The 25,150-nt window shown below is 71.5% G+C and carries 21 protein-coding genes; 12 read left to right on the top strand and 9 right to left on the bottom strand.

Going from position 1 to position 25,150, the window contains the following annotated elements; all coding sequences use genetic code 11:
• Nucleotides 1-80: 80 nt before the first annotated feature.
• Both ACESMY_RS06875 and ACESMY_RS06870 read right to left on the bottom strand, forming a co-directional pair.
• A complete protein-coding gene (locus tag ACESMY_RS06875; protein WP_372783566.1) occupies nt 81-1,106 on the bottom strand; it encodes a hypothetical protein in 1,026 nt (341 codons plus the stop codon).
• Nucleotides 1,103-3,049 carry a hypothetical protein gene (locus ACESMY_RS06870; protein ID WP_372783564.1) on the bottom strand — a complete coding sequence of 649 codons (1,947 nt, stop codon included), beginning with the start codon at nt 3,047-3,049 and terminating at the stop codon, nt 1,103-1,105. The genes ACESMY_RS06875 and ACESMY_RS06870 overlap by 4 nt, the downstream gene beginning before the upstream one ends.
• 79 nt (nt 3,050-3,128) lie before the next feature.
• Between ACESMY_RS06870 and ACESMY_RS06865 the strand changes: the two genes are divergently transcribed.
• From ACESMY_RS06865 to ACESMY_RS06850, 4 genes are read left to right on the top strand one after another with little or no spacing between them, the layout of a single operon-like run.
• Nucleotides 3,129-4,166 (top strand): hypothetical protein, encoded by a 1,038-nt coding sequence (locus ACESMY_RS06865; protein ID WP_372783562.1) that lies wholly within the window; start codon nt 3,129-3,131, stop codon nt 4,164-4,166.
• 11 nt (nt 4,167-4,177) lie between these two features.
• A complete protein-coding gene (locus ACESMY_RS06860) occupies nt 4,178-6,280 on the top strand; it encodes a glycoside hydrolase family 99-like domain-containing protein (RefSeq protein WP_372783560.1) in 2,103 nt (700 codons plus the stop codon).
• Nucleotides 6,277-7,398 carry a glycosyltransferase family 4 protein gene (locus ACESMY_RS06855; RefSeq protein WP_372783558.1) on the top strand — a complete coding sequence of 374 codons (1,122 nt, stop codon included), beginning with the start codon at nt 6,277-6,279 and terminating at the stop codon, nt 7,396-7,398. Before ACESMY_RS06860 ends, ACESMY_RS06855 begins: the two co-directional genes overlap by 4 nt.
• 36 nt (nt 7,399-7,434) lie before the next feature.
• Nucleotides 7,435-8,601, top strand: coding sequence for an aspartyl/asparaginyl beta-hydroxylase domain-containing protein (locus ACESMY_RS06850; protein ID WP_372783556.1), 1,167 nt, complete (start codon nt 7,435-7,437; stop codon nt 8,599-8,601).
• Here ACESMY_RS06850 and ACESMY_RS06845 read toward each other — a convergent pair.
• On the bottom strand, nt 8,598-9,911 hold the full coding sequence (locus ACESMY_RS06845) for a hypothetical protein (RefSeq protein WP_372783554.1): 1,314 nt from the start codon (nt 9,909-9,911) through the stop codon (nt 8,598-8,600). The two genes, ACESMY_RS06850 and ACESMY_RS06845, sit on opposite strands and share 4 nt — an antisense overlap.
• Before the next feature lie 201 nt (nt 9,912-10,112).
• On the opposite strand from ACESMY_RS06845, the gene ACESMY_RS06840 reads away from it, so the two are divergent.
• Nucleotides 10,113-10,868, top strand: a complete 756-nt coding sequence (locus ACESMY_RS06840) for a class I SAM-dependent methyltransferase (RefSeq protein WP_372783552.1) — start codon at nt 10,113-10,115, stop codon at nt 10,866-10,868.
• Here the strand turns inward: ACESMY_RS06840 and ACESMY_RS06835 are convergent.
• Nucleotides 10,865-12,241 carry a hypothetical protein gene (locus ACESMY_RS06835; RefSeq protein ID WP_372783550.1) on the bottom strand — a complete coding sequence of 459 codons (1,377 nt, stop codon included), beginning with the start codon at nt 12,239-12,241 and terminating at the stop codon, nt 10,865-10,867. The two genes, ACESMY_RS06840 and ACESMY_RS06835, sit on opposite strands and share 4 nt — an antisense overlap.
• Nucleotides 12,242-12,408: 167 nt before the next feature.
• Here ACESMY_RS06835 and ACESMY_RS06830 point away from each other — a divergent pair, with 167 nt between their 5' ends.
• Nucleotides 12,409-13,185, top strand: coding sequence for a PIG-L deacetylase family protein (locus ACESMY_RS06830; protein ID WP_372783548.1), 777 nt, complete (start codon nt 12,409-12,411; stop codon nt 13,183-13,185).
• Nucleotides 13,182-14,033, top strand: a complete 852-nt coding sequence (locus tag ACESMY_RS06825; RefSeq protein WP_372783546.1) for a GNAT family N-acetyltransferase — start codon at nt 13,182-13,184, stop codon at nt 14,031-14,033. Before ACESMY_RS06830 ends, ACESMY_RS06825 begins: the two co-directional genes overlap by 4 nt.
• 10 nt (nt 14,034-14,043) lie before the next feature.
• Here ACESMY_RS06825 and ACESMY_RS06820 read toward each other — a convergent pair whose 3' ends face one another.
• Nucleotides 14,044-14,406, bottom strand: coding sequence for a hypothetical protein (locus ACESMY_RS06820; RefSeq protein WP_372783544.1), 363 nt, complete (start codon nt 14,404-14,406; stop codon nt 14,044-14,046).
• On the bottom strand, nt 14,403-15,479 hold the full coding sequence (locus tag ACESMY_RS06815) for a glycosyltransferase family 2 protein (RefSeq protein WP_372783542.1): 1,077 nt from the start codon (nt 15,477-15,479) through the stop codon (nt 14,403-14,405). Before ACESMY_RS06815 ends, ACESMY_RS06820 begins: the two co-directional genes overlap by 4 nt.
• Nucleotides 15,480-15,618: 139 nt before the next feature.
• Between ACESMY_RS06815 and ACESMY_RS06810 the strand changes: the two genes are divergently transcribed.
• The 4 genes from ACESMY_RS06810 (at nt 15,619) to ACESMY_RS06795 (ending at nt 20,729) form a co-directional block, all read left to right on the top strand.
• Nucleotides 15,619-16,455: an ABC transporter permease gene (locus ACESMY_RS06810; RefSeq protein ID WP_372783540.1), complete on the top strand. Its 837-nt coding sequence runs from the start codon at nt 15,619-15,621 to the stop codon at nt 16,453-16,455.
• Nucleotides 16,452-17,201 carry an ABC transporter ATP-binding protein gene (locus ACESMY_RS06805; RefSeq protein WP_372783538.1) on the top strand — a complete coding sequence of 250 codons (750 nt, stop codon included), beginning with the start codon at nt 16,452-16,454 and terminating at the stop codon, nt 17,199-17,201. Before ACESMY_RS06810 ends, ACESMY_RS06805 begins: the two co-directional genes overlap by 4 nt.
• 74 nt (nt 17,202-17,275) lie before the next feature.
• Nucleotides 17,276-19,504 (top strand): hypothetical protein, encoded by a 2,229-nt coding sequence (locus ACESMY_RS06800; protein ID WP_372783536.1) that lies wholly within the window; start codon nt 17,276-17,278, stop codon nt 19,502-19,504.
• 10 nt (nt 19,505-19,514) lie between these two features.
• Nucleotides 19,515-20,729: a glycosyltransferase family 4 protein gene (locus tag ACESMY_RS06795; protein WP_372783534.1), complete on the top strand. Its 1,215-nt coding sequence runs from the start codon at nt 19,515-19,517 to the stop codon at nt 20,727-20,729.
• Here ACESMY_RS06795 and ACESMY_RS06790 read toward each other — a convergent pair.
• The 3 genes from ACESMY_RS06790 to ACESMY_RS06780 are packed head-to-tail and all read right to left on the bottom strand — an operon-like array spanning nt 20,726 to nt 23,802.
• Nucleotides 20,726-21,919: an MFS transporter gene (locus ACESMY_RS06790; protein ID WP_372783532.1), complete on the bottom strand. Its 1,194-nt coding sequence runs from the start codon at nt 21,917-21,919 to the stop codon at nt 20,726-20,728. The genes ACESMY_RS06795 and ACESMY_RS06790 overlap by 4 nt on opposite strands.
• A gap of 3 nt (nt 21,920-21,922) precedes the next feature.
• Nucleotides 21,923-22,120 carry a hypothetical protein gene (locus tag ACESMY_RS06785; protein ID WP_372783530.1) on the bottom strand — a complete coding sequence of 66 codons (198 nt, stop codon included), beginning with the start codon at nt 22,118-22,120 and terminating at the stop codon, nt 21,923-21,925.
• A gap of 20 nt (nt 22,121-22,140) precedes the next feature.
• On the bottom strand, nt 22,141-23,802 hold the full coding sequence (locus tag ACESMY_RS06780; protein ID WP_372783528.1) for a glycosyltransferase family 4 protein: 1,662 nt from the start codon (nt 23,800-23,802) through the stop codon (nt 22,141-22,143).
• Between the two features lie 143 nt (nt 23,803-23,945).
• Between ACESMY_RS06780 and ACESMY_RS06775 the strand changes: the two genes are divergently transcribed.
• A complete protein-coding gene (locus tag ACESMY_RS06775; protein WP_372783526.1) occupies nt 23,946-25,118 on the top strand; it encodes a tetratricopeptide repeat protein in 1,173 nt (390 codons plus the stop codon).
• Nucleotides 25,119-25,150: the final 32 nt, after the last annotated feature.

Genomic DNA, 25,150 nt, shown 5'->3' with positions numbered 1-25,150 from the left:
GGCCCCTCTGGTTGAACTCTGGGTGGGTTGTCTCGGGCGCGCGCCCGGGCCTGTCAACCCGGGCCTGTCAGGGCGAGCCGTCAGAGGCCTTCGCGTTCCAGCCACTGACGATAGCCGCCCTCGCGCGCCTGGAACGGATCGGGGAAGGCGGCCTGCAGGTCGGGGCGCTCGCGATAGAGCACCCGGTGGGCCTTCTCGATCGGCGCGCCGTCGGAATAGACGCCATAGGCCCACCAGCGCTCGGGGATCGCCGCGTCGGTGGCCTGGCCGACCTGGCGCTTGTACCAGCTCCAGATCTCGTAGACCGGGAAGTTGCGGCCGCCGTACTTCTTGGTCATGGCGTCGCCCATCGGCCCCAGCTTGGTGAAGTGCCAGAAGCGCAAGACTGCGCCGTTGACCGTGACCTGCCCGTCCTTCTGCACCGCCACGATGCGGGTGCTGAGGTTCCAGCTGGCGACATTGTAGCCCGGGTCGCGCACCACCTTCACGTGGTCGAACAGCGCCGGGACGTGGTCGCACCACCGCTGGTCGACGAAGAGGCCGTTCGGCATGTCGTCGTAGCACCAGTCGAGCAGCCGGTCGTTCCACCACCTGGCGAATCTCGCGCCCTCGCCGGTCGTGCGCACGGCCACGAAGCCCAGGTTGAAGATGCCGGTGCGCGAGGCCGAGAGGTCGTTGTCGCGGATCGCCTCGGCCGTGTCGTTCGGATCGACCAAGTGCGGCGTGAGCAGGATGTCGTGATCCTCCAGCCACCCCTCCAGCGGGGCGAGGCTGCCGAAGAGCGCGGTGTCGGGGTCGAGGTAGATGACCGCGTCGGCGCCCCAGCCGCACGCCTGATGCAGGAAGGGTCCCTTCACCGCGGTGCAGACCTCGACCACGTCGTGCTTGAAGAGCCAGCCCTCGAAGTCCGGAATGCCCAGCTCCTCGGCCCACACGACCCGGTCGAACGGCTCGGCGGCGGGGTCGAAGGCGAAGCCATGCGGCGCCCGGTCGGTGATCAGGGCGACCAGCTCCCAGTCCGGATGGAAGCGGCGCAGCGTCTGGAACAATACGCGGGCGCGGTTGAGGTAGGAGAAGGTGAAGCTGGAATAGCAGAGGACTTTCACGCCTGGCCCTCCAGCAGATCGACCGTCATCGCGCTGAACGCCAGGTCGTAGAGCTGCGGCCGGCGGCGGGCGCGGGCGAGGTCGGCGAGGCCGCCGCCCTCCAGCGCCGCGGCCAGGGCGTCCTCCCCGGTCAGCACCACGCCGTGACCGGTCTCTTCCACGAAGGCCGCCACATTGCCGCTGTCGGGCCCGGCGATCACCGCCGCTCCGGCCGCCACAGCCTCATAGGCGAGGAACGAGAAGGTCTCGCGGCAGAGCGGCCAGATCAGCACCGCATCCACCTCATGCCGCTCGATCGCCTCCTGCATCGCCCGCGGCTTGTCGGCGGTGACGGTGACCTTGTGGAACTCCAGGGCGAGGCCGGGCGGCGTGCGGCCGCCCAGGTGGATGAAGTGGTAGCGCGGGTCGCCGGCGTGGCTGGCCGCCAGGTCGCGGAAGATCTCCCAGCCCTTGTGGGCGGTCGGCATGCCGGCATAGGCGATCCGGAGCGGCCGGCCGGCCGGGGTCTGCGGCGCCGGGGCCCGCTCGACCAGCCGGGCGTGCGGCAGGATGGTCTCGCCGGCCGTCGGATAGGCCGAACTCGCCTTCCAGAGATCGAGCGTCGGCCGCGACGGGCTCACCACGGTCAGGGCCAGGCGTTCGAAGAGCCGTCCATGCTCGGCGAGATGCCGCGCCCGCCAGGGGCCGTAGACGCAGATGCCGCAGGCCGCGCTCTCCGGCGGCGGCGCCGAGCAGTCCTCCACGTCGTTGCGCAGCAGGTGATAGCCGGCGCAGAGGCTGGCGAAATCGTGCAGCCAGAAATAGCCGGCGCTCAGGCCCGCAGCCGCGAGGATATCGGCGATCTCGGTCGCGCTGTGGCCCAGCAGGCTGTGGATCGCGAAGCTCCGCTGTCCGGCCTTGCCGCCGGCGGCCTTGGTCAGGGCGCCGGCGATCGTCTGCGGCGCGAAGACGCCCACGGACTTGCCGTTCAACAGCACGCCCAGGTGGCCGGGCTCGCCGCGGGCCCGCACCACCGGCCAGGGTTTCACCGGGAAGATATGCAGATGGTCGCGGCCGAGCGCGGCGATCTGCGCGCCCTCTCGCTGCAGGCAAAGCTGCACCCCGCCGGTATTGGCCGTGTAGTCGTCGTGGCTGAAGGTGATGTGCAGGTCGGCGAGGCCCGTCCGCGCGCCGGCCAGCGCCTTGGAGAGGCCGGCCGCGGTCGCAAGCTTCACCCGCGCCGAGGCCCGCGCGACGGCGTCGACCCGCGCCTGCAGCGGCGCGAGCCGCTTGATGATCTCGTAGCGGAAGCCGAGCTCGGTGCGTCCGGTCCGCCCTTCCGCGCGCCCGGCGCCGAGGAAATGGACGAAGGGGTTGAGGTCGGCCGCGGCGATGTCCGGGTAGCTTTCCAGATAGTCCTTCACCGAGAAGGTCGGGTTGGGGTCGCGGCCCTCGCGCCAGCCCGAGGCCAGGAAGTGGTCCAGCGGGTCGTCGCCGGTCTTGGCCACGTCTGGGCTGTTCTCGAGATAGAAGGCGACGTCGAACTCGGTGGCCGCCAGCAGGCGCTCTCGTCGGCGCTGTTCGCGTTCCTCCGCCGCGCGGCCGTCGTCGGTCAGCGATTCGAAGTCCCACGCGGGCTCCTGGCCCTGGCGGGCGGCGCGCAGCAGGTAGTCTTCGGCCAGAGCCGAGCGGACGATCTCGCGGCCCTCGCGCCGGCCTATCGCCAGGTAGTGGTGCAGCGGATTCCAGCCGGCCCTGATGACCTCGCGATTGGCTTCGACGTAGGCGCGCGTCGAGAACCAGGGCGCCGGGTCGCGGCCCTCCCGCCAGCCACTCAGCAGATAGTGCCGGATCGGGTCGAGATCGCTTTTGGCCAGGTCGGGATTGACGGCCCGGTAGAAGGCGCCGTCCACCGCCGTGGAGATCACCCGATGGGCCTCGTCAACTCGGGCCGTAACGGCCATTGGGCGTAAAATCCTGTGCGGCGGCGCAGGCTGTGTGCAACAGAAGGCCTGAGCGATCAACCGGCGTAGAGCCCCTTAGATGACCACAACCAAGGCCGCCCCGAAGGGCGCCAGGCCCGCTGCGGGAACCCCGGAACGCACCGCCTATCTGGTGCTGGGCATGCACCGCTCGGGCACCTCGGCGGTCACCCAGGTGCTTGCCCTGGCCGGCGCCTCGCTGCCCGAGAACGTGATGAGCGGCGACGAGCACAACGCCAAGGGCTACTTCGAGCCCTGGAAGATCGCCATCCTCAACGATGGGCGCCTGCGCGCCGGCGGCGCGGCCTGGGACGACATTTTCGCCTTCCCCCATCGGCCGCTGGCGGCCAAGCCCGAGCGCGAGTGGCTGAACCGCGCCGAGACGCTGTTCGAGGAGGAATATGGCGAGGCGCGATACCCCCTCCTGAAGGATCCCCGCGTCACGGTGCTGATGCCTTTCTGGCGCACGGTGCTGGCCGACCTTGAGATCGGCGCGCGCTGCGTGATTCCGGTGCGCCATCCGCTGGCGGTCGCCGGATCGCTCGCCCGGCGCAACGGCTTCGCGCCGGAGAAGTCGGTGCTGCTCTGGAGCGCCTACATGCTGGCCGCCGAGGCCTATACCCGCGACCTGCCCCGCGCCTTCGTCAGCTACGACGGCCTGCTGGGCGACTGGCGGGGCGAGGTCGCGCGAATCGAGGCCGCCCATGGCGCGCCCCTGCCGAAGATGACCGACGCGGCGGCCAAGGCCATCGATCGCTTCCTGAGCCCCGAGCTGCGCCACAACGCCGGCGACGCGGGACTTAAGGACCTGGGCTGGGCCGGCGCGCTGGCGGGCCAGGTTCTGGACTGGTTCGAGGCGGCCGCGACCGGCCCCGCGCCCAGCGCCAGAACCCTCGACAAGGCGGCCGCCGAGCTGGATCGCCGGGCCCGCGACGTCGGCGTGCTGGTCTCGCCGGTGACCCGCGACCTCGACGCCGCGCGCGCCGAGGTGCTCGACCTGCGCCAGCGTCTGGACTTCCTGCAGGTCGAGGTCGAGGCCCTGCGTCGCGAGTGCGCCCGGGCCTCCGTGAGCCTCGATTCCATCCTGGCCGACGGCTGAGCGCGGCCGGCGTGTCCAGTTCCACCGATCCCGCGGCCCTGATCGAGCGCCGGCGCGCCGCCCAGGCCGAACGGGTGCGGCTGGCGCAGGAGCGTTGGCTGAGCTTCCAGGCGGCCAACCGCAAGCGCTACGCGGCCCGCGCCGCGGGCAAGCTCTCGCCAGGCATGGCCCGCCTGCTGGCCCGGGCCAAGACACCGGGACGCATCCAGCTATTGCGGCTCTCGGGCCTGTGGGAGCCGGACCTCAGCCTCAGCCTCGGCAGCGTGCCCGGCCCCGCCATCCGGCTCGCCGACTATGTTCGCGCCGGCCCGGACGCCGCGGCGCAGCCCGCCGCGCTCTTCGACCAGAGCTGGTACCTGGAGCGCGCGCCCGCCCTGCCCGGCAGCCGCTGGCCGCCACTCGCGCACTATCTGGTGGTCGGCGACAGCCATAACCTCAGTCCGCATCCCCTGCTCGACGCCCCGGCCTACCGCGCCCGGCACGGCGCGAAGATGAGCGCATCGAAGCTCACCGCCCTTGAGCACTTCCTGTTCGAGGGCGCGGCGGAAGGGGCCAATCCGCATCCGCTGTTCGATGTGAAGTTCTACGTCGGCCAGTCCGAGGAGGTCGCAGCCTCCGGCGAGAACCCGCTGATCCACTACCTGCGCGCCGGTTGGCGCGAAGGCCTGAACCCGCACCCGCTGTTCGCCGGCGCCTGGTACCTGGAGCAGAACCCGGCCGCCCGGGCCGCGGGGATCGCGCCGCTTCTCGACTATGTGGCCACCGGCGCGGCCGAGGGGCTCGACCCGCACCCGCTGTTCGACGTCCCCGCCTACCGCAAGCAGCGCGCGGCCGGACTGCGCGGTGACGCCCTCAGCGATTTCCTGGCCAGCGGCGGACGCGCGCTCAAGAGCCCCACGCCGCACTTCCGGCCCGCCTATTACCTGGAACAGGCCGGCGACCGTCCCGAGGCACGGGCCAACCCGCTGCTGCACTACCTGACGGTGGGGGCGCACGAGGGCCTGTGGCCGGCGCCGGACTTCGACGAAGGCGGCTATTTCGCCGCCCACCCGGACGCCGCGGCCTCGCCGCTCAGCGGCTTGGAGCACTGGACGCTGCAGGGGACCGAACGGCCGCTCGCCGGAGCGCCCGCGGGCCGCGCGGTCTCCGCCGAGGCGCTGTTCCAGGACCTCCGCCGCGCCTCGGAGCCCGACCCCGAAGCCTATGACAACGCGGCCTACGCCGCCCTTCGCCGGCCGCGCCCGGACGCCGGGCCGCGGGAGCCGGTGCGGGTGATCGCCATCCGCCGCGCCGCCGCGCCCGACTGGGTCGCGGTGGCCCGAGCCCTGCCCAATTTCCGCGGCCACCTGCAGCCGCGCCTGCCCGCCGACGGCTTCACCGATCCGGCCGGCCCGGCGACCCTGGCGCGCGACGTGGCGCTGGCCCAGCGCTACGGGCTCGGCGGCTTCTGCCACGAGGTCGCCAACGCCAAGCAGGTCGCCGCCATCGCCGCATCGGCCTTCCCCTTCTGCCTGTCCTGGACCGGCCCGACGACCGCGGCCAAAGCCCTCGCCGCGCTCGCGCCGGCGCTGGCGTCCGCCCACGCCATCCGGGTCGACGGCCGGCCGGTGCTGTTGCTGCAGCCCGGGGCCGATCCCGACGCCTGGCGCAAGGGGGCCGAACTCTTCCTCATCCAGCGCGGTGGGACCCCGGCCGCCGGCTTCGACGCCTGCCTGGCCGACGCCTTGCCGCCCCGCGCGCCGGAGGGTCCGCCGGGCCCCGTGGTCAATCCCGACTTCCGCGGCCTGGTGCACGACGGCCAGGCGCTGATCCGCGAACGGTTGGCCGAGGCGGCGGGCCCCGATACGATCCCGCTGGTCGTCGCGGCGCACGACACCACCCCGCGCTCGCAGGACGCGCCGGTCGTCTGGCAGGGCGCGAGCCCCGGCGCCCTGCAGGCCTGGCTGGAGGCTGCCGGCGACGGCGTCCGCGACCGTGCGCCCGACCGCCGGCTGGTGTTCGTCCACGCCTGGAACGACTGGGAGACCGGCGCCGCGCTCGCCCCGGACCTGCGCTTCGGCCACGGCTGGCTGGAGGCCGTCGCCAACGCCGCCGATGCGGACCTGCTGGCGTGAATGCCGACGTCACCATCGTCGGCTACCCGTTCCAGCCCACCGGAATGGCCGAGCATGCGCGCTCGACCTTCCGCGCCTTCCAGGCCGCCGGCGTGACCCCACGCCTGCTGGACGTCGCCGACGCCAACCGCGGCTTCGACCCCGACCTGGAGCGCGACTTCGGACCCCACCTGGTGACCACGCTCGGGACCGGCGTGAACCTCTTCGGCGTCAATGGCGACGAGGCCGCGCGTGTGATCGACAAGGTCGGCGAGGCCGCCTTCGAAGGCGCCTACAACATCGCCTATCCCGCCTGGGAGTTGGCCCGCTATCCGAAGGCCTGGGCCAGGGTGCTGGATCGCTTCGACGAGATCTGGGCGCCCTCGGCCTTCGTGCAGCAGGCGCTGGAGGGCGCGGTCTCGCGGCCGGTCCACCGCATGCCGCTGCCGGTCGACCTGAAGCTTTCGAGCTTCCTCGGCCGACGCCATTTCGGCATCCCCGAAGAGGCCTTCGTGGTGCTGTTCTTCTTCGACTTCGCCTCCTTCGCCGACCGCAAGAACCCCGGCGCGGTGCTAGAGGCCTTCGAGCGGCTCGCCGCCCGGCGTCCGGCGGCGGCTCTGCACTGCGTGATCAAGTCCCGCGGCGGCCACGAAGCCGACGCCGCCCAGGCCGAGCTAGAGGCGCGGCTGGCGGCGCTGGGCCCGCGCGCCCAGGCGATCTACGGCGACCTGAACGACAACGAGATCAAGAACCTGATCCGGGTCTGCGACGTCTTCGTCTCGCTGCACCGCTCGGAAGGCTTCGGGCGCGGCATGGCCGAAGCCATGGCGCTCGGCCGGCCGGCCGTGGCCACCGGCTATTCCGGCAATCTCGACTTCATGGCGCCGGGGACCGGCCTGCTGGTCGACTACGAGCTCGTCCCCGTGGCGCCCGGCGCCTATCCGCACGGCGAGGGCCAGGTCTGGGCGGAGGCCTCGCCCGAACACGCCTCGCGGCTGATCGAGACCCTGCTCGACGACCCGGCCGAGGCGCGCGCCATGGGACGCCGCGCCCGGGCGCATATCGCCGAGCACTACGCCACGCGCGCGGTCGGCCGCCGCTATCTCGAACGCCTAGACGCCATCGGACGGACCCCGTGAGCTTGACCGCCAAGACCCGTTCGGCATCGTGGCGCCATGACTGATCCAGCCCTGGATTTGCAGGCCGCCTGGCGCGACGGCGCACGGGCCTTGCGCGACGGCCGACCAGCCGACGCCCTGGCGGCGCTCAGCCGGATCACCGAGGCCGGCGCGGCAACCTCGGTCGTCTGGGTCGCGGCGGCCATGGCGCACAAGACGCTCGGCGATCGGCCGGCGGAGCGCGCGGCCCTGGACGAGGCGCTCAAGCTCGATCCGCGGGATCTCCGCGCGCTGCTGGCGACCGCCGACCACTTCGCCGATATCGGGGACGCCCGCGCCGCCTCGTCCTTTTACGACACGGTCGTGAAGGTGGCCGCCGCCGCGGGCGTGGTAGAGCCCATGCTCGAGCCCGAGATCCTCCGCGCCCAGGAGATGCGGGAGCGATACGCCGAGACCTACGAGGCTCAGCTGCGCAGCCAGTTGGGAGAGCCCCTGGGCCGGCCGGAGGCGCGCCGCGTCCGCCGCGCGCTGGACCTGCTGGTCGGCAAGTCCCAGCTCTACCTCCAACAGCCGCGGAACTTCTATTTCCCAGAACTGCCCAACATCGAATACGCCGACCGCGCGGCCTTCCCCTGGCTGGACAAGGTCGAGGCGGCCACCGGCGACATCCGGGCCGAGCTGATCCAGGTGCTGGAGGAGGACTCCGCCTTCTCGCCCTACGTCGAGGCCGAGCCGAACCGGCCGTTCTTCGACGACCACGGCATGCTGGGCAACCCGAGCTGGGGCGCCTTTTATCTGTGGAAGTCCGGCTCCCCGGTTCCGGAGAACGCGGCGCGTTGTCCGGCCGCCATGGCCGCCCTGGAAGACGCGCCGCTCTGCCGGATCCCCGGGCGCACGCCGTCGATCCTGTTCTCCCTGCTACGTCCGGGCGCGCACATCGCGCCGCATCACGGCTTCGCCAACACCCGCTTCATCTGCCATCTGCCGCTCATCGTGCCGGACGGTTGCGCGATGCGGGTGGGCTCCGAGACCCGGGCGTGGACGGAGGGCCAGGCCTGCGTCTTCGACGACAGCATCGAGCACGAGGCCTGGAACCGGAACCCCGACAAGCTGCGGGTGGTGATGATCTTCGACATCTGGCGGCCGGAGCTCAACGCGGTCGAGCGCGAGCTGATCGGCGACATGCTGCAGGCGGTGGACGCGACGAGCCTCGGCGACGGCTAGGTCTTGCGCCAGCGCGGCGGGTCGAGCGCCGTGTAGAGTACGCCGGCCATGGCCGCGAGATCGAGAAGGTAGAGGTAGCGGTAGTCGCAGGCGACCGAGACCACGGCGAAGCTCGCGGTGAAGGCCAGTGCGCCGCCCAGCATCGCCACGAACACCCAGTCCGCGGGATCGCGCCGGCGAAGCAGCAGCACGATCACGGCCACCGCCACGATCGCCCAGGTCAGGTGGGAATAGACCGGCGTGCCGTAGAACCTGCGCGCGTAGTCCGCGAGACCCTGGTCCTGGATATCGACCCCGATCCCGACGCCGATGTCCTTCAGCATGCCGTCCGGCCCGGTGACGCCGACGTGGGCCGGCAGGCAGAGCTCCAGCTTCGGCGTCAGGAATGTCCAGCGGAAGACGTCGGCCCGGTGGAGCAGATAGGCTGCGGGATAGTGGACGATGATCCGCCGCCACTGGGCGTGCATGGCCGCGTCGGGCACGTGCCACAGCGTCTTGCGAAAGGCGTCGTCGACGTCGAGCGTATCGACGCGGGTCGGGGTGTAGATCTGCGACGCCTTCGCCTCGATCAGCGCCTGGGCGGCCGGATCGACCTTGCCGATCTCCTTCAGCTTCAGGCTGGGATGATGGGCCTTGGCGCCGACCACGTCGTAGTGCTCAAGGATCAGTGAGGCGGCGTTCAGCCGGAGCTTGGGCGGGGTGTGGGCCGGCTGGGCGAGGCGGTTGACGCCCAAGGCCAGGACGCCGGCGGCGATCAGGGCCCCAAGGCCCCAGGTCAGCGCCGGCCGCCAGCCGTCCTTGCGCGCGGTCCAGGCCAGCACGCCGGCCGCGGCGACCACCAGGATCACCCCGTTCTGCCGCGCCAGGGCCGCCAGGGCCAGGCAGGCGAGCGCCCCGGCCAACGGCAGGGCCGGCGGCCGCGCGTCCCAGGCCTTCGCGGCGTGGGCCAGCATGACGAAGCCCGCGATGGTCAGGTTGGCGAACAGGACGTCGCGCCAGACGATCCCCTGGTAGAGCACGATCTGCGGGGTGAGGATCACCAGCACGCCCAGGCCCACCGCCAGCCAGCTCGACCGCGGCCGCAGGCGCGGCAGCGACATCAGGCTGAAAAACAGCAGGGCCGCCGACGCGGTCACATAGAGCCCGGTTCCCCCGAGCATGTGGTCGAAGGGTTTGAGGATCCAGGACGAGACCGCCGGCGCCCAGGTCTGGCGGACGCCGGTCCGCGCCTCGGTCAGGGCGACGACGGAATCCAGCGACATCTGGCCCGGCACGTTGGCCGCAAGGGTCAGCAACAGCCCCACGGCCATGGCGATTCGGAAGGCCGGCCCCGCGTCGCCCCGCCGCCGCTCTTGCCCCGCTTCGCCCAACGCCCGCCCCGTTCGCCGCCTGTCCTTGTTGGTAAGAGGCCGTCTCTGCGTTGGGAAGCGGCAAAAGCCTTTGTGGCGGCGCAGCGGCCCTTGCTAAGTGTGCGTCGCGTCCGGCGCGGCCGACGGCGGGAGGAGACTTGGATGAGCGGAGCGCGCGACCTGGCAACCTTGCTCGCGCGGTTTCCCAAGACCCGGCCGCCGCTGCTGCCGAAGATGCAGGCGATCTACACCCGGCAATATATCGAGAACCGCGGCGGCGAGACGCCGGCCGCCTCGCTGTCGCAGCGGCTCGAGCGCTGGCTGCACCATCAGGTGGCCGCCGACGTGAAGGGCGGCGCGGGATCGGCCGCCACCCTGGAGATCGGGGCCGGCACCCTCAACCAGCTGGCCTACGAGCCGTCGAGCGAGGCCTACGACATCATCGAGCCCTTCGAGGAACTCTATCGCGACTCGCCGCTCAGGGGCCGTTTGCGGGCGATCTACGCCGACGCCTCCGACGTGCCGGCGGGGCGCACCTACGACCGGATCACCAGCGTCGCGTCGCTGGAGCACATCTGCGACCTGCCGCTGGTGCTAGCCCGGGCCGCGCGCCTGCTGGCCCCAGGGGGATCGCTCCGCGCCGCCATTCCCAGCGAAGGCGGCTTCCTCTGGAAGCTCGGCTGGATGTGCACCACCGGGCTGGAATTCCGCCTGCGCCACGGCCTCGACTACGGGCTGATGATGGCCCACGAGCATGTCAACGACGCCCGCGAGATCGAGACCCTGGTCCGCGCCCTCTTCGAGGACGTCGAGGTCAGGAGCTTCGGGATCGGCCGCCAGCTCTCGCTCTACCGCTTCCTCGCGGGACGGCGGCCCCGGCTGGACGTCGCCGCCGCCTGGGAACAGCGCTTCGGCTAGGCAGTGGCCTTGCGCCACGGCGTCGGCGGATCAATCGCCGCGTAGATCAGGCCGGCCAGGGCGGCCAGGTCGGTGAAGTAGAGATAGCGATAGTCGCAGGCGATCGAGATGATGAAGAAGCTCGCCGCGAAACCGACCCCGGCGAGCTGCAGCCCGGCCATGGCGATGTCGGCAGGCTGCCGGCGCCAGAGGAACAGGCCCGTCAGGACCAGCGATATCCCGGCGTAGAACCAGTGCCGGAACACCGGAGTGTCGAAGAACCAGGTCGAATAGTTGTTGAGCTGGGCGTCGGATTCCACGAAGCGATGGTCGATCCGCAGCGGCGCCATCTTCTCGACCGGCGCATCGACCCCGATGTAGACCGGCAGGCAGAAATCGATCACCGGGGTGGCGAACACCCAGCGGAAATCCTCCCAGCGGACCCGCAGGTAAAGCCCGGGATGCTTCAGGATCAGGTCCCGCCACTGCACATTGGCCGCATCGTCCGGGATCCGCCAGATCGCGTCGTTCATCGGACGGTCGCGGTCCATGAAGTCCACCCGCCGCCCCGACCAGTCAGCCTTCGCCCGGCGGCTGACCAGCGCGGTGTCGGCCGGAGCCACCGCGGCCATGGCGTCCAGCCGGTAGCTGGGATCGAGCGCCACCGCCCCCACCAGGTCGAAGTTCTGGACGATGCGCAGGCCGCTCTTGACGCTGGGCTCCGGCGGCGAGCCGGACGGGATCGACGCTTGCGTAAAGACGAGGCCGGTGAGGAAGACCGCCAGCAGCCCACCCACGGCCCAGACCGCGCCGCGGAGCCACCGGCCGCGGCTGGCGATCCAACCGAGGGCGACGGCCGCGACGATGGCCGCGATGATTCCGTTCTGGCGGACCTGGCTCGCCACCGCCAGCAGGGCGACCGCGGCGGCGAGGAACAGCCAGCGGCGGCGCGTCTGCGGCCAAACCTTGGCGGCGTGCGCCAGGCAGACGAGGCCGGCCACGGCGGTGTTGGCGAAGGCCACGTCCTTCCAGACGATCGCCTGGTAGATCAGCACCTGCGGGATCAGCATGATCGGCGCCGTGACCAGGGCGGCCAACCAGTGGGTCCGGGGCCTCAGGTCCGACAGCGAGGCGAGGCTCGCGTAGAACAGGGCGGCGCTCGCCGTGACATAGAGCGCGGTCCCCGGAATGATCCCGTCGAACACCCCGAGGATCCAGGCATAGAGCGCCGGGCCCCAGGTCTCGCGCAGATGGAAATGGCCCTCGTAGAGCTGGGCGACAGAGTCGTAGGACAGGTGCCCCGGCAGGTTCGCGCCGAGCATGACCAGGAGGCCCGCTGCGAGCACCGCGCGAAACGCCGACCGCGCGCTGATCTGCATCGAAAGGCCTGTCATCCGCCCGCCGTAACCCCCGGCTCCACGCGTTTGGTACGGTGCGTGGGCGCCGATGAGAAGCGCAAAAGCACGGCGGCTTGGCGGGGCCGGGCAATCGTGGTGAGTTGCCCCGCCATGGGGCACGGCCACCTTCCTCGATCGTTGCGCGGACGAAGGCGGCGCCGGGCATGACCGTCGTCTATGTCCTGGCCCACTTCGACGACGAATATTGCGCCCTGCCGCTGATCCGCCGCGACCTGGCGGAGGGCCGCGAGCCGCTGTTCATCCATGTGGTCGACTACCGCAATCCGCGCATGGCCGAGCGCCGCCGGCGCGAGACCGAGGTCTTCCTGGCGCGCCTCGGAATCAGCCCTGGGCAGCAGATCCACCTGGGCGGCGGGACCGGCTGGTTCGACGGCGAGCTGCACCGCCACGCGGGTCCCGCCTACGAGGCTCTGAAGCGCGCGGTCCCCGGGCCCGTCGAGCGGGTCGTGGTCCCGGCCTGGGAGGGCGGCCACCCCGACCACGACATCTGCGCGGCGCTCGGCGTGAAGCTGGCGGCCGAGCGGGGCGGCGCGCCGGTCGACCAGGTCTGCCTCTATCAGGGCAAGGGCTTGCCCTGGATCCTCTACCGGGCCTCCTGGCCGCTCGCCGAGAACGGGCCGGCGCGGGATCTGCGTCTCAGCCTGGGCGAATGGGCGGCGTGGCTGGCGGCAGTCGGCGCCTTTCCCTCGCAGCTCAAGGCCTGGTCCGGGCTCCTGCCGGCCATGGCCATGACCTTTGCCCGGCAGGGCGCCTTCCGCTACCAGGCGCTCGACCCGAAACGCATCGGGGAACGCCCGCACCGCGGCGGCCTGCTCTACGAGCGGATGTTCAGGACCCCCTATCCGGTGGTCCGCGCCGCCGTCGACGGCCTGGCGGCAGACGGCAAGGCGCCCTGGACGACGCCTGCGGCGAGCCCATGAGCGATCCGGTCTTCCGCCCGGCGGCTCCCGACGACCTCGGCCGCACCGTGGAGCTGATGGGACTGGGCTTCCCGGGCGCGCACAAGTTCTCGCAGGCCTTCCTGCAGTGGCAGTACTACGACAACCCGGCCGGTGAGCCGCTCGGCTGCAACATCGACGATGGCGAACGCCTGATCGGTCACCTGATGGGCATCCCGCTGAAGGTCGCCCTGCGCGGCGAGGCCGCGGTCGTGACCCTGATCATGAATGTCTCCACCCATCCGGACTATCGCGGCCGTGGTCTCTTCCTGGAGCTTGTCCGGCGCGTGGCGGCCATGTCGGCGGGGCGGGGTCACGCGGGCGTCGTCGGCGTCGCCAACCAGCAGACCATCCGCGCCTACGAGACCAGGCTCGGCTTCCAGAACGTCGCCGGCCTCCACGCCCACGTCGAGCTGGCGCCGCAGAGGATCGACATGGCCAAGGCGCTGGCCGCCGCGGAGTTCGCGCACCGCTGGGAGGACGCGACGCTCGCCTGGCGGCTGAAGAACCCGGCCAACCCCCTGAAGATAGCCGCCGAAACCGCCGACAGCCTGATCGTCGAGGGCGCCTCCACCCTGCCCCTGGTCCGCGCCCGGGGTGCGATCCCCCGCGCCGGCCTAAGCCTCGGCGGACATGGCGGGGCGTTCGGCCCGGCCGTGGTGCTGGGCCTGACGCCCAAGGGGACGGCGCGGCGGCGGCTGGCGATGATCGTGCCGGAGCGGCTTAGGCCGTCGCCCTTGCGGATGATCTGGCTCGATCACCGGACGCCGGGCGGGCGGCTCGATCCGGAGCGGATCCTGTTCAGCTTCCTGGACTTCGACGCGTTTTAGCGGCGCGGGGCTAGCCGCGCTGGCCCTGCAGGATCACCGCGAAGCCGCCCAGCATCAGCAGGTAACCGAGCGCGAACCGCCAATCGAGCGGCTCCTTGAACACCAGCCAGGCGACCAGCGGCACCAGGCCCGAGCCCACGATCGAGAAGGCGTAGGCGGTCGACAGCGGCACCCGCGTCAGGATGTAGAACCAGAAGAGCGCGGTCAGGCCGTACCAGGCGAAGGCCCCGATCAACGGGACGTTGGTCACCAGCTTGACGATCAGCGGGCCCGACAGCCGGGCGTTGTTCACCGCGGCGAACTTGAACAGGGTCTGGCCGACCGGCAGGGCCAGCGAGAAGCCCGCGCAGAGCAGCATGTCCTTAGAGGTCACTTGCCGTGCTCCTCGGCTTCCATCCGCGCGATGGTGCGCAGATAGGGGTGGATCGGGCGGCTCGGCACGTTGAGCACGTCGAAGTTCAGCGCCTGCATCAGGAGCTGCGCGCCGAGGATCACCGGCAGGGCGGCGGCCATGACCACGCCGGCCGAGGCCGCCTGGCCGTGGTGTGGCGTGACCAGGTAGTGGGCGGCGTAGCCCACCCCGAACAGCACGAAGAAGAGGCCGAACACCAGCTCCAGGCTGGCGGCGCTGAAGTCGCGCACGAAGTACTGGCCGAGCAGCCGCTGGAAGAAGTTCTTCACGTGCTTCAGCGCGAAGGGCCCGACGATGGCTCCAATCCGCAGGTTCGAGACCTCGTTGGCGTAGCGGGCGGGCATCGGCACGTCGCGCACCACCGCGCGCAGGGTGCCCAGATGGTAGAGCAGGTCGGTCTCGAAGAAGAACCGCCGCGAGACGCGTTTTTCGATCACCATCCCGGCGACCTGGGCCTCGATGGCCGTGTAGCCGTTGGTCGGATCGAAGATGTTCCAGTAGCCGGTCGACATCTTGGCCGCAAAGCTCAGCGCAGCGTTGCCGAACACCCGGACCGGCGGCATGGTCTGCAGGTGGCTGATCGAGGTGAAGCGGTTGCCCTTGGCGTAGTCGGCCTCCCCCAGGAGGATCGGCGCCACCAAGTGGGCGATGTAGCCCAGGTCCATCTGGTCGTCGCCGTCGACCTTGACCATCACCTGGCCGCCGCGCGCGATCGCCTCGCGGTAGCCGGCCATGGTCGCCCCGCCGACCCCCTGGTTCTGTTTCAGCCGGACGACGGCGACCCGCGGATCGGTGTTGTTCGCCTCGATGAAATCGCCCGAATGATCGGGACAGGCGTCGTCGACGCAGACCATGCCGTCCACCCAGGCCGGGGTCTTGGCGATCACGTCGAGGATGTGGGCCGTCACCCGGTAGCAGGGGATCACCAGCCAGACCCCGGCGCCCTCCAGGCTGGGATCGAAGGCGCGCAGCATCTGGCGCCGCTCCTCGGTGGGCCTGGACGCGCCCCGCCTGATCTTGTCGATGGAGGTCATGCGTCTTCCGGCTGCTCCCGCGACTCGGGCTAACACGGGGGCGTGACGGTGGCAAAGCGTGGCAAGGGGCCGTTCTTGCGCCCCTCCGGCACGCCTGTTACCAGCGCCCTTCGTCGGAGAACCCCCTCACCGGGAAACTATGGACACCGCCACCCACATGCTGCGGACCGGACGGCGCGGCCCGCTGTTCGAGCTCCAGATGGCGCTTCGGGACCTGCGCGCATCGGGCGAACGGCTGGACCTCGCCTGGTCGCTGGCCTCGCACGACGTGATCTCGCGCTACCGCGGCTCGATCCTGGGTCCGTTCTGGATCACGCTGTCGATGGGTCTGATGGTGCTGGGCATCGGCCTGCTCTGGGGCGAGCTGTTCCGCGTCTCGATCCACGACTTCATCCCCTTCGTGGCGCTCGGCATCGTGTTCTTCGGGACCGTGACCGGCACCATCAACGAGGGCTGCGACACCTTCGTCCAGGCGGCCGGCATGCTGTCGCAGACCAGCCTGCCGATGTTCACCTTCGTCTGGCGCACCGTGCTCCGGAACCTGATCAACCTTGGCCATCACCTGGTGATCGTGCTCGCGGTGCTGGTCTATTTCGGCTTCTGGCGGACGGCGAACTATCCGGTGGCGGCGCTCGGCCTCCTGCTGATGGTGATCAATGTCGCGTGGCTGTCGATGCTGGTGGGGATCGTCTCGGCGCGGTTCCGCGACATCCCGCAGATCGTGGCCTCCATCACCCAGGCCGCGGCGCTGATGACGCCGGTCTTCTGGCTGCCGGACCGGATCAGCCCGGAGCATCGCGGGATCCTCGATTTCAACCCCTTCTACCACCTGCTGCAGGCGGTCCGGGCGCCGCTGATGGGCGTCGGCGTCGCGCCGCACACCTACCTCTTCCTGGCCGGCATGGCGGCGGCGGGCTGGGTCCTGACCTTCTCGATCTTCGCCTACACCCGCCGACGGATCGTGCACTACCTATGAAGGCCCCCCCGGTCTCCATCTCCTGCCAGGGCCTCACCCTGCGCTTCCCGGTCTATGGCGTGGACGCCAAGTCGCTGAAGAAGCACCTGGCCAAGATCACCGTCGGCGGCAGCCTCGGCCGCAGCCACGGCACGACCGAGGTCACCGCGCTCTCCAACCTGAACCTTGAGCTCAAGGCCGGCGACCGGCTGGGCCTCGTCGGCCACAATGGGTCGGGCAAGACCACCCTGCTACGCGCGCTCTCCGGGGCCTACGAGCCCGACGAGGGGACCATCGAGGTGCAGGGCCATATCGCGGCCCTGCTGGATCTCAACCTCGGCATCGACCCCTCCGCCACCGGCATGGACAACATCCGCCTGCGCGGCCGGATCGCGGGCCTCTCGTCCAAGGAGATCGACGCCAAGCTGCCGGAGATCGCCGAGTTCACCGGCCTGGGCGCTTTCCTGGCCATGCCAGTGAAGACCTATTCGGCCGGCATGCAGGCGCGCCTCGCCTTCGCCGCGGCCACCGCCGTCGAGGCCGACGTGCTGCTGATGGACGAATGGATCGCCGTGGGCGACGCCGACTTCCAGAAACTGGCCCACAAGCGGCTGCTGAAACTCGTCGAGCGGGCCGGCATCCTGGTCCTGGCCTCCCATGACACCGATCTCCTGCGCCTCTACTGCAACAAGGTCATGCGGCTGGAGGGCGGCGTCGCCTCGCCGGTCACCGACATCAAGAAGCTCGACGAGCTGATGGCCGCCTGAGCGGCCACATTGCGGCTCAAAGCCAACCCCTGATAGACCGAGCCATAACCTAGCGGGGGCCGGCAGGTATCGCCTTGGACGTCATCTTCACCATCGTCTCCCGCAACTACGCGGCCCAGGCCGCCACGCTGATGGAGAGCCTGGCCGCCGCCGAGCCCAAGGCGCGCCGGGTGGTGGTGGCGACCGACGGCCCGATCCCCCAGCTGGAACGGCTGGCCGAGGTGATCGACGCCGCCTCGCTCGATGCGCCCTACGCCGCGATGAGCGTCTACTATGACGCACTGGAGTTCAACACGGCGGTGAAGCCCTACGTTTTCCGGCGACTGCTGAGCGAGCCGGGCGTGACCTCGGCCACCTACCTCGACCCCGACATCTACGTCTTCCGGCCGCTGGACGCGGTGCGCCTGGGCTTGGCCGAGGCGCAGCTGGCGCTGACCCCGCACCTCACGAGGCCGTTGTTGGGCTCGGCCATGCCTAACGACCACGCGATCCTGCGCTCCGGCTCATTCAACCTGGGCTTCTGCGCGGCCCGCGCCGAGCCCAAGGTCCTCGACCTGATGAGCTGGTGGGCCGACCGCTGCGAGTTCGACTGCCGCGTGGACCTGAAGAACGGCCTCTTCACCGACCAGCGCTGGATGGACCTTGCCCCCGGCTTCGTCGACAGCCTGGCGATCCTCAGGACCCCGACCCTCAACCTCGCCTACTGGAACCTGGAAGGCCGCACTCTGGCCAAGGGCAAGGCGGGCTGGGCGGTCGACGGCGAGCCCCTGGGCTTCTTCCACTATTCCGGCTTCGATCCCTCTCGGCCCGACGTCCTGTCGAAGCACCAGGACCGGGTGAAGGTCGTCCCCGGCTCGCCGCTCGCCGAGCTCCTGGCCGACTATGCCGCCGCCATGCTGCGCAACGGCCATGAGACCAGCCGGGCCGTTCCCTACGCCCACCTGCGATTCCCCTCCGGGCGGCTGGTCACCGGCCCCATGCGCCGCCGCGCGCTTCGCGCCGCCCGCGACGGCAAGGACTTCTCGGCCGGCCTCACCGCAGCGGTCGAAGCCTGGATGGACGCCCCCGATCCGGAGGCGGCGCTGGCCGGCCTGCCGGACATCACCCGGACCATGGACCAGGTCTGGCGCGACACGCCCTCGGGCTTCCAGCTCGACCACGAGGCCGGCCGCCTGGGCTTCCACCGGTTCTTCGCCGAACACGCCACGACCCTGGGCGCCGACGTCCTGTCAGGCTCAGCGGCGGAAGGCCTGCTGACCGCCTGGCGCAGCGGCGCGCGCGAGGCCGATCCCACGGTCTGGGGCGAGCCGCCCTGGCGGGGGCCGGCGTCCGGCGCGCTCGACTGGCTGCGCGAGCCCGCCGCGGGCGGAACGCCGCGCGCCGCCAAGGCCCTGCTGGCCGCCCGGGCCGACCTGCGCGCCAGGTTCGCCGGTGACGCCGGCGGCCTGATCGCCTGGTGCCTGGGCGCCGAGGCCGCCGCCGGCCGGTTCGCGCCCGACCTCCTGCCCCAGGCGGTGATCGACGACCTGGCCCGCGACCCCACCCCCCTGCTCTCGGCCGCCCGCCTCGCTGAGCCCGGCGCGAGCGACCTCAAGCGCCGCCTCTCCGCCGGCTTCGGCGTCGCCGCCCGCGCCGGATGGCCGCCGGCCCTGACCGAGGCCCTGCGCGCGCCGTTCCTGGAACCGGCCCGCGCCCAGCCCGCACCGTTCATCCAGCTCTTCGCGGACATCTGGGAAAGCCGCGTCGATCTGCAGCGAATGTTCCCGCTGCGCACCGGGCCTGAGCGCTTCAAGTTTCTGCGCTGGCTGGTGGGCGGGGGTCTGGCCGAATACGGGGTCGAGTTCGACGCCCTGCCGCCCGCCGTCCGCCTGCACCCTCAGACCCAGCTCGCCCGCCTGACCGTCCGCCAGCGCCAGCCGGCGGCGAGAAGCGCCGCCGAGCGCCGCGTGCCGGAGCTCTGGGTGGTGGAAGGCCCCGAGCTTGCCGCCGAAGCCGCCGCCGACCGCCTGGTCTACGAAGCCGCCGCCGGCCGCTTCCTCGGACCTTCCGGCCCGGCCGCGGCGCCCGCCCAGGCGGACCTGGTGCGGTTCCTGACCCACCCCGACCTCGTCCCTGCCGACGCCATAGCCCTGCACAGCCGTGGCGTCCGCTGGAGCCGCGCCGTGGGCGTCTGGGACGCCGCCACCGCGGGCGGTCTTACCGACGCCTCGGTGGGCCTGGGCTTCGTCGACGAGGTCTGGGCGCCCTCGGCCGGCGGCGATCTCTTCCGGCCGGTCAAGACCCAGGCCCCGGTCGCGGCATGAGTGCGCGCCTATGAGCGTCCTGGGCGCCGCCCGCCGGCTCTGGCGATCGGTCCTGCCGGAACCGTTGCGGACGCTCGCGGCGCCGGCGCTCAACGTCGCGCTGGAGAGCTATGTCCGCTCCGCCGCGCGCAAGCCGCACGGCGCGGACGCCGCCCAGGGCCCGATCAAGGTCGTGGGCTATTTCGCCGGCTCCCACGGCATCGCCGCCTCCGCCCGTCTCGCCGCCCGCGCCTTCGAGGCGCTGGGTGTCCCGGTCGAGCGGGTCGACGTCACCGACGCCAAGCTGGGCTGGAACGGCCGGCTGACCGGGCCGGTCGCCGCCGGCGCCTGGATCTTCCATCTCAATCCGCCGGAGCTGCTCGCCGCCCTGGCCTGCCTGGGGCCCCGGCAGCTCGTCGGGCCGCGCTTCGGCTACTGGGCCTGGGAGCTGCCGCAGGCCCCGCGCCGCTGGTTGAAGGACGCCGCCATGGTGGACGAGGTCTGGGCGCCCAGCCGCTACACCGCAGACGCCCTGGCCGGCGCCGCCGCACCGGTGCGGGTGGTGCCGCATCCGCTGTTCCCCGAGGACTATGCGGCCATCGCCCCCGCCCCGCGGCGGGCGGCCTTCCAGGGTGTGGCGGTGTTCGACTTCAGGTCCTCGGCGGCCCGCAAGAACCCGCAGGGCGCCATCGCCGCCTGGCGCCAGGCCTTCGGCGAAGATCCGGACTGCGAACTCACCTTGAAGACCCAGAACGGAGAGGCCTTTCCCGAGGTCCTGGCGGGCCTGCGCGCCTCGGCCCCAGCCAATGTGCGCATCGTCGACGAGGTCTGGGCCTATGCGGACGTCCTCACTCTCATCGCCAGCGCGGACGTGCTGGTCTCGCTGCACCGCGCCGAAGGCTTCGGCCTGACGCCCGCCGAAGCCATGGCCCTGGGCGTACCCGTCCTGGCGACCGCCTATTCCGGGGTCCTCGACTTCATGGACCAGGACTGCGCGCTGCTGGTCCCCTATCGGCCGACCCCGGTCGCCGATCCGCAGGACATCTATCGCGGCCAGACCTGGGCCGATCCGGATGTCGGGGCGGCCGCTGCGGCGCTGGCCCGCCTGCGCGGCGACCCGGCCCTGCGCCGCCGGCTGACCAAGGCCGGGCGCGAGCGGGTGGCCCGACAGCTCTCGCCGCCCGCCTGGTTCACCACCCTGCCTGCGCAGGTGAGGACCGCGGCCATGGCGGCTGCGCGGCGTTAGGGATCCAGCTCCTCCGGCGGCCGGACCTTCTGGAATCGCCAGAGCAGCAGCAGGTCATAGGTCACCTTCAGCGACCCGCCGATCACCAGCGGCCAGGCGAAGGGCGAAAGGCTGAACAGCAGCCCCGACAGGGCCGGGCTGAAGGCCGAGGCGAGGCTGCGCGGCACGTTGGTCACCCCCGCCGCCGCCGCCCGTTCGGCCGGGGTCACGATCGCCATGACGTAGGAGGTGCGCGCCGGCACATCCATGTTGGAGAGCAGGGCGCGGACGAACAGCAGGACGAAGGCCATCTGCACATTGGGGACGAAGGCCACGGCGATCACGCACAGGCTGGCCGGGATGTGGGTGAAGACCATGGTGTTGATCAGGCCGATCCGCTTGGCCAGCGCCGGCGCGGCGAGCTGCGACACGGCCGAGAGCGCCCCGGTCCAGAAGAAGAAGGCGCCGGCCACGCCCAGCGACAGGCCGAACCGGTGGAACAGCCACAGCGCGAACAGCGACTGCACCATGAAGCCGCTGCCGAAGGAATCGAGGCTGAACAGCGCCGCGAGCCCGAAGACGTTGCGCCGCGACGGGCCGAGCGGCGTGCGCGGCGCGTCGGCCTCTGGCGGCTGATCGGGCAGGCCCCGGTAAAGCGCGGCGGAGACCAGGCCCAGGAGGGCGTAGACCCCGAACGCGGCCTCGATCAGCGTCAGTTGCGTCAGGCCGGTCGCCGAGCGCAGCGGTCCGAGCAGGCCGACGCTGAGCGCGCCGAGCGCGGTCGTCAGCGTGCCGGTCAGGCTGTAGCGCGCGAAGAGGTGGGTCCGCTGCGAGGGGGGCCCCGCGTGGGCGAGCAGCGACTGCTCCAGCGGCAGGAAGGGGCTGACATCGCCGCCCGAGGGATTGAGCGTGCCGACGAAGCCGATCGCCACCAGCGGCCAGAAGGCGTGGGCCTGGGAGAAGGCGAGGCCGGTGGCGACCGTCAATCCGCAGGCGGCGAACAGCAGGCGCTTCGCCGGAAACCGGTGCCCCGCCAGGCCCACCGCCAACGTCAGGCCCGCCGAGCCCAGGAGCGTCGCGGTGGTCAGCACGCCGACCTGGAAGGCGCTGAACCCGAGGCTCGTCAGATAGACCGGCAGCAGCAGGGCGGTGAACCCGTCGCCCAGGCCCCGGACCCCGCGGGCCGCGATCAAGGTGGCGGCGCTGCGCACCCCTCAGGGCCTGCGGGTGGTGATGTCGGTGAGCGGGCCGCCTTCGCGGATGGTCTTGTTGCGGTAGATGACGGCTCCGATGCGGTTCGGCTGCCGGTCGATCGCGGCCAGGAACTCCGGCCACAGCTCCGAGGGCACCCATAGGCAAGGCGCCCTTGGATCCTCGTCGATCGCCACGTCCACCAGGTCGCGCGCTTCCATGGCGCTCAGCCTAGCGCGGGTCAGACCAGCCAGTCGATGAGGCCGAGCTTGGCCATCCAGGCCAGGCCCATCTCCACCAGCCGCCGCCGGTCCATGGGGAAGGTGATCAAGACGTCGCGCCCGCTGCGCGCCTGACCCGACGCCAACAGGTCAAGGGCCCGGGCGCATTCCTCCTGGGTCGCCCTGAGACCCGGGAAGGCCAGGTCGAGCCCGCCGGTCAGGGCCCGCACGTCGTCGCCGGTGACGCCCGCCGCGGCGGCCAGGGGCGTGTCGAGGGTGAACGGCTGGGTCGCAAAGCCCGCGAAGTCGATGAACGGGTCGCCCCGCACCGGATCGTTCGCCAGGCGCGTCACCGGATCGGCGGCGGCCTCGCGGATCCGCGCCAGCTCCACCGTCAGTTCCTGGTACTGCCGCGCGACCACCGGCCAGTCGAAGGCGGCGCGGATACGCTCGCGGCCCGCCCCTCCCATCCGCCGGCGCAGTTCCGGCGAGGCGGCCAGCTGGGCCAGGGCGTCGGCGGCTCGGCCGATATGGACGGCGGTGTACTGCGCCACCTCGCCCACATAGGCCTGGTAGCTGTTCATCTCGAAGATATGGCGCTGGACCATGGTCGCGCCGACCCCGGACCGCGGGCCCCCCAGGGTGGGGATCAGGAAGCCCTCCACCCCGTCGCGGACGGTGAAGCGGTAGCCGTCCCAGTCGCTGGCCACCACCGGCAGGCCCGCGGCCATGGCTTCCAGCGGCGTGATGCCGAAGGTCTCCTGGATATTGTCCACCAGCGACAGGAAGATATCGGAGCCGGCCCAGAGCTCGCCGACCAGGGCGCGGTCGTTGCCGTCCAGCACATGGACCGCCACGTCGGGTGCGTGGGTCCGCGCCGCCTCCTCGTAGCGGCCACGGTCCTCCTCGACCGGGAACCAGCCGGCCAGCGCGAAGTGCATCTTCACCCCGCTCGCCCGGCGGGCCCGCTGCACCGCCTGGAACATGGCCTGTGGGAAGGCCTTCTCGAAGAAAGACAGCCGGCCGACCCACAGCACCAGCACATCGGCCTCCGTCAGGCCGAGTTGGGCGCGCAGCCTGGCCCGCGCGTCCGGGCGGTCGGCCAGGGCGGCAAACCGGGGGCCATCCACACCGAGCGGCACGACCGGCAGGGCTGGACGCGGCGGCGCTCGTCCGCCGGTGCGCTCGCCCAGATGGTCGCCCCAGGCCTCAAACATCGCGCCGAGCGCGTCGCGCACGCTGGGCGAGGTGCAGATCACCGCGTCCCATGGGTGGACCGGGGCGACCGAGGCCATGGCGATGTACTGCCGCATGGCGGGCGGCGCGAGGGTGTGGGCCAGGCCCAGCAGGCTGTAGGCCCGGTCGCCGACCATGCGGCGGCGCAGCCAGGCGAGATTGTTGAGGTCGGGCTGGCCCCGCAGCAGGGCGCCGGCCTCCGCCACCGCCGCCTGAGCGAAGATCGAGCCCGGAACCAGGCGCACCGCGGCGGCCGGGTCATCCAGCAGGCCCTCGCGCAGCGCGGCCTCGGTCATCGGCCGCAGGCTGAGCACATCCAGCTGTTCGAACCCGCCGTGCCGCGCCAGCGCCTGATAGAGTTCCAGGTTGGCGATGTCCTTGCCGAACGGATTGCCCGCCAGGCCGAGCGTCCCGACCGGATGGAAGATCGAAAGCCTAGGAGACACAGGCGCGCCCGCGGCGCATGGGGCGCCGTCCTCGGCCGGTGGTTGGCGCGCGATGGCCGAAGGCTTTCAACGTGGCTCCCCGTCAGCTGGAAACCTAGTTAGAGACTGCGCGCGGGTCGGACAATGCGGGTGGCCGGGAGCGGATGCAGGACGACGTGAGCCAGGACCAGTTCGCGCGGGGCGTCGAGCTGCAGCGGGCGCAGCGCTACGCCGAGGCCGCCGAGGTCTATCGGCAGATCGCGCCGGCGCGCCTGACGTCGAACCTGGCCTGCAACCTGGGTGTCTGCCTTGGCGAACTCGGCGACTGGACGGGGGCAGCGCATTACCTGGGCCTCGCCGCGCGCCACCAGCCGGCCAACGCCGATTTCCGCCGCCGGCTGGCTGCGGTCTGCGCCGAGGCCGGGCGGACCGATCTCGCCGAGCAGGAATACCAGGCGGCGCGGGCCGCCAAACCCGACGACCGGTCCGCCGAACTGGCGCTGGCGGGGCTTTATCTGTCGCTCGGCCGCTATGCCGAGGGCTGGCCGCTGATGGCCGCCCGCGTCCCGCTGCATCCCGAGGTCGTGCCGCCGGTCCAGGTCCGTTTCCCCGAATGGCGCGGAGAGCCGCTCGAAGGCAAGTCGGTGCTGGTCTGGGTCGAGCAGGGGTTCGGCGACCAGATCCAGATGTGCCGGTTCGCCGATAGCCTGAAGGCCCGCGGCGCGGCGCGGGTGACGCTGGGGTGCCGCCCAGCGCTGGCCCACCTCTTCTCCACGCTCGCCGGCGCCGACGCCATCATCCCGATCGCCACCGGCGCCAGCGCCGCCGTGGCGCCGCACGACTACTGGAGCCGCTACTTCTCGCTGCCCGAGCCGCTCGGCGTCACCCTGGAAACCTTGCCGTCCGCGCCCTACCTGGCCGCGCCCGCCGACCGCCGCGAGCGCTGGTCGGACGCCAGAGGCATCGGCCTCGCGTGGCAGGCCAGTCCCACCGGCTTCAACGCCCCGAATAAGGGCCTGCCGACCGAGCTCGCCCAGCGCCTGCTCGACCGCGGCGCTACAAGCCTGCACCCCGAGGACACCGGCGCCCGCGACTTCGCCGACACCGCCGCGATCATCGAGCGCCTGGACCTGGTGATCTCCATCGACACCTCGGTGGCTCACCTGGCCGGCGCCATGGGCAAGCCCTGCTGGACGCTCATCCCCTACATCCACGCCGACTGGCGTTGGCTCCGCGAACGGACGGATTCGCCCTGGTACCCGACCCTGAAGCTCTACCGCCAGACCAAGCCCCGCGACTGGTCCGAAACCATCGACCAGGTCCTGCGCGACCTGTGAGCGACGGGACAGGGCCGGCGAGAGCGACAGCG

Origin of the sequence: Phenylobacterium sp., assembly GCF_041691455.1 — a bacterium.
Lineage (GTDB): Bacteria > Pseudomonadota > Alphaproteobacteria > Caulobacterales > Caulobacteraceae > Phenylobacterium.
The sequence above is the reverse complement of the archived record's forward strand: the minus strand, read 5'-3'. Positions and strand labels throughout refer to the sequence as shown.

What these genes read in the sequence shown, in the direction of transcription:
- ACESMY_RS06870 (WP_372783564.1), bottom strand. Translation starts at nt 3,049, where the DNA reads ATGGCCGTTACGGCCCGAGTTGACGAGGCCCATCGGGTGATCTCCACG.
- ACESMY_RS06865 (WP_372783562.1), top strand. Translation starts at nt 3,129, where the DNA reads ATGACCACAACCAAGGCCGCCCCGAAGGGCGCCAGGCCCGCTGCGGGA.
- ACESMY_RS06850 (WP_372783556.1), top strand. Translation starts at nt 7,435, where the DNA reads ATGACTGATCCAGCCCTGGATTTGCAGGCCGCCTGGCGCGACGGCGCA.
- ACESMY_RS06845 (WP_372783554.1), bottom strand. Translation starts at nt 9,911, where the DNA reads ATGGCCGTGGGGCTGTTGCTGACCCTTGCGGCCAACGTGCCGGGCCAG.
- ACESMY_RS06840 (WP_372783552.1), top strand. Translation starts at nt 10,113, where the DNA reads ATGAGCGGAGCGCGCGACCTGGCAACCTTGCTCGCGCGGTTTCCCAAG.
- ACESMY_RS06835 (WP_372783550.1), bottom strand. Translation starts at nt 12,241, where the DNA reads ATGACAGGCCTTTCGATGCAGATCAGCGCGCGGTCGGCGTTTCGCGCG.
- ACESMY_RS06830 (WP_372783548.1), top strand. Translation starts at nt 12,409, where the DNA reads ATGACCGTCGTCTATGTCCTGGCCCACTTCGACGACGAATATTGCGCC.
- ACESMY_RS06825 (WP_372783546.1), top strand. Translation starts at nt 13,182, where the DNA reads ATGAGCGATCCGGTCTTCCGCCCGGCGGCTCCCGACGACCTCGGCCGC.
- ACESMY_RS06815 (WP_372783542.1), bottom strand. Translation starts at nt 15,479, where the DNA reads ATGACCTCCATCGACAAGATCAGGCGGGGCGCGTCCAGGCCCACCGAG.
- ACESMY_RS06810 (WP_372783540.1), top strand. Translation starts at nt 15,619, where the DNA reads ATGGACACCGCCACCCACATGCTGCGGACCGGACGGCGCGGCCCGCTG.
- ACESMY_RS06805 (WP_372783538.1), top strand. Translation starts at nt 16,452, where the DNA reads ATGAAGGCCCCCCCGGTCTCCATCTCCTGCCAGGGCCTCACCCTGCGC.
- ACESMY_RS06795 (WP_372783534.1), top strand. Translation starts at nt 19,515, where the DNA reads ATGAGCGTCCTGGGCGCCGCCCGCCGGCTCTGGCGATCGGTCCTGCCG.
- ACESMY_RS06785 (WP_372783530.1), bottom strand. Translation starts at nt 22,120, where the DNA reads ATGGAAGCGCGCGACCTGGTGGACGTGGCGATCGACGAGGATCCAAGG.
- ACESMY_RS06775 (WP_372783526.1), top strand. Translation starts at nt 23,946, where the DNA reads ATGCAGGACGACGTGAGCCAGGACCAGTTCGCGCGGGGCGTCGAGCTG.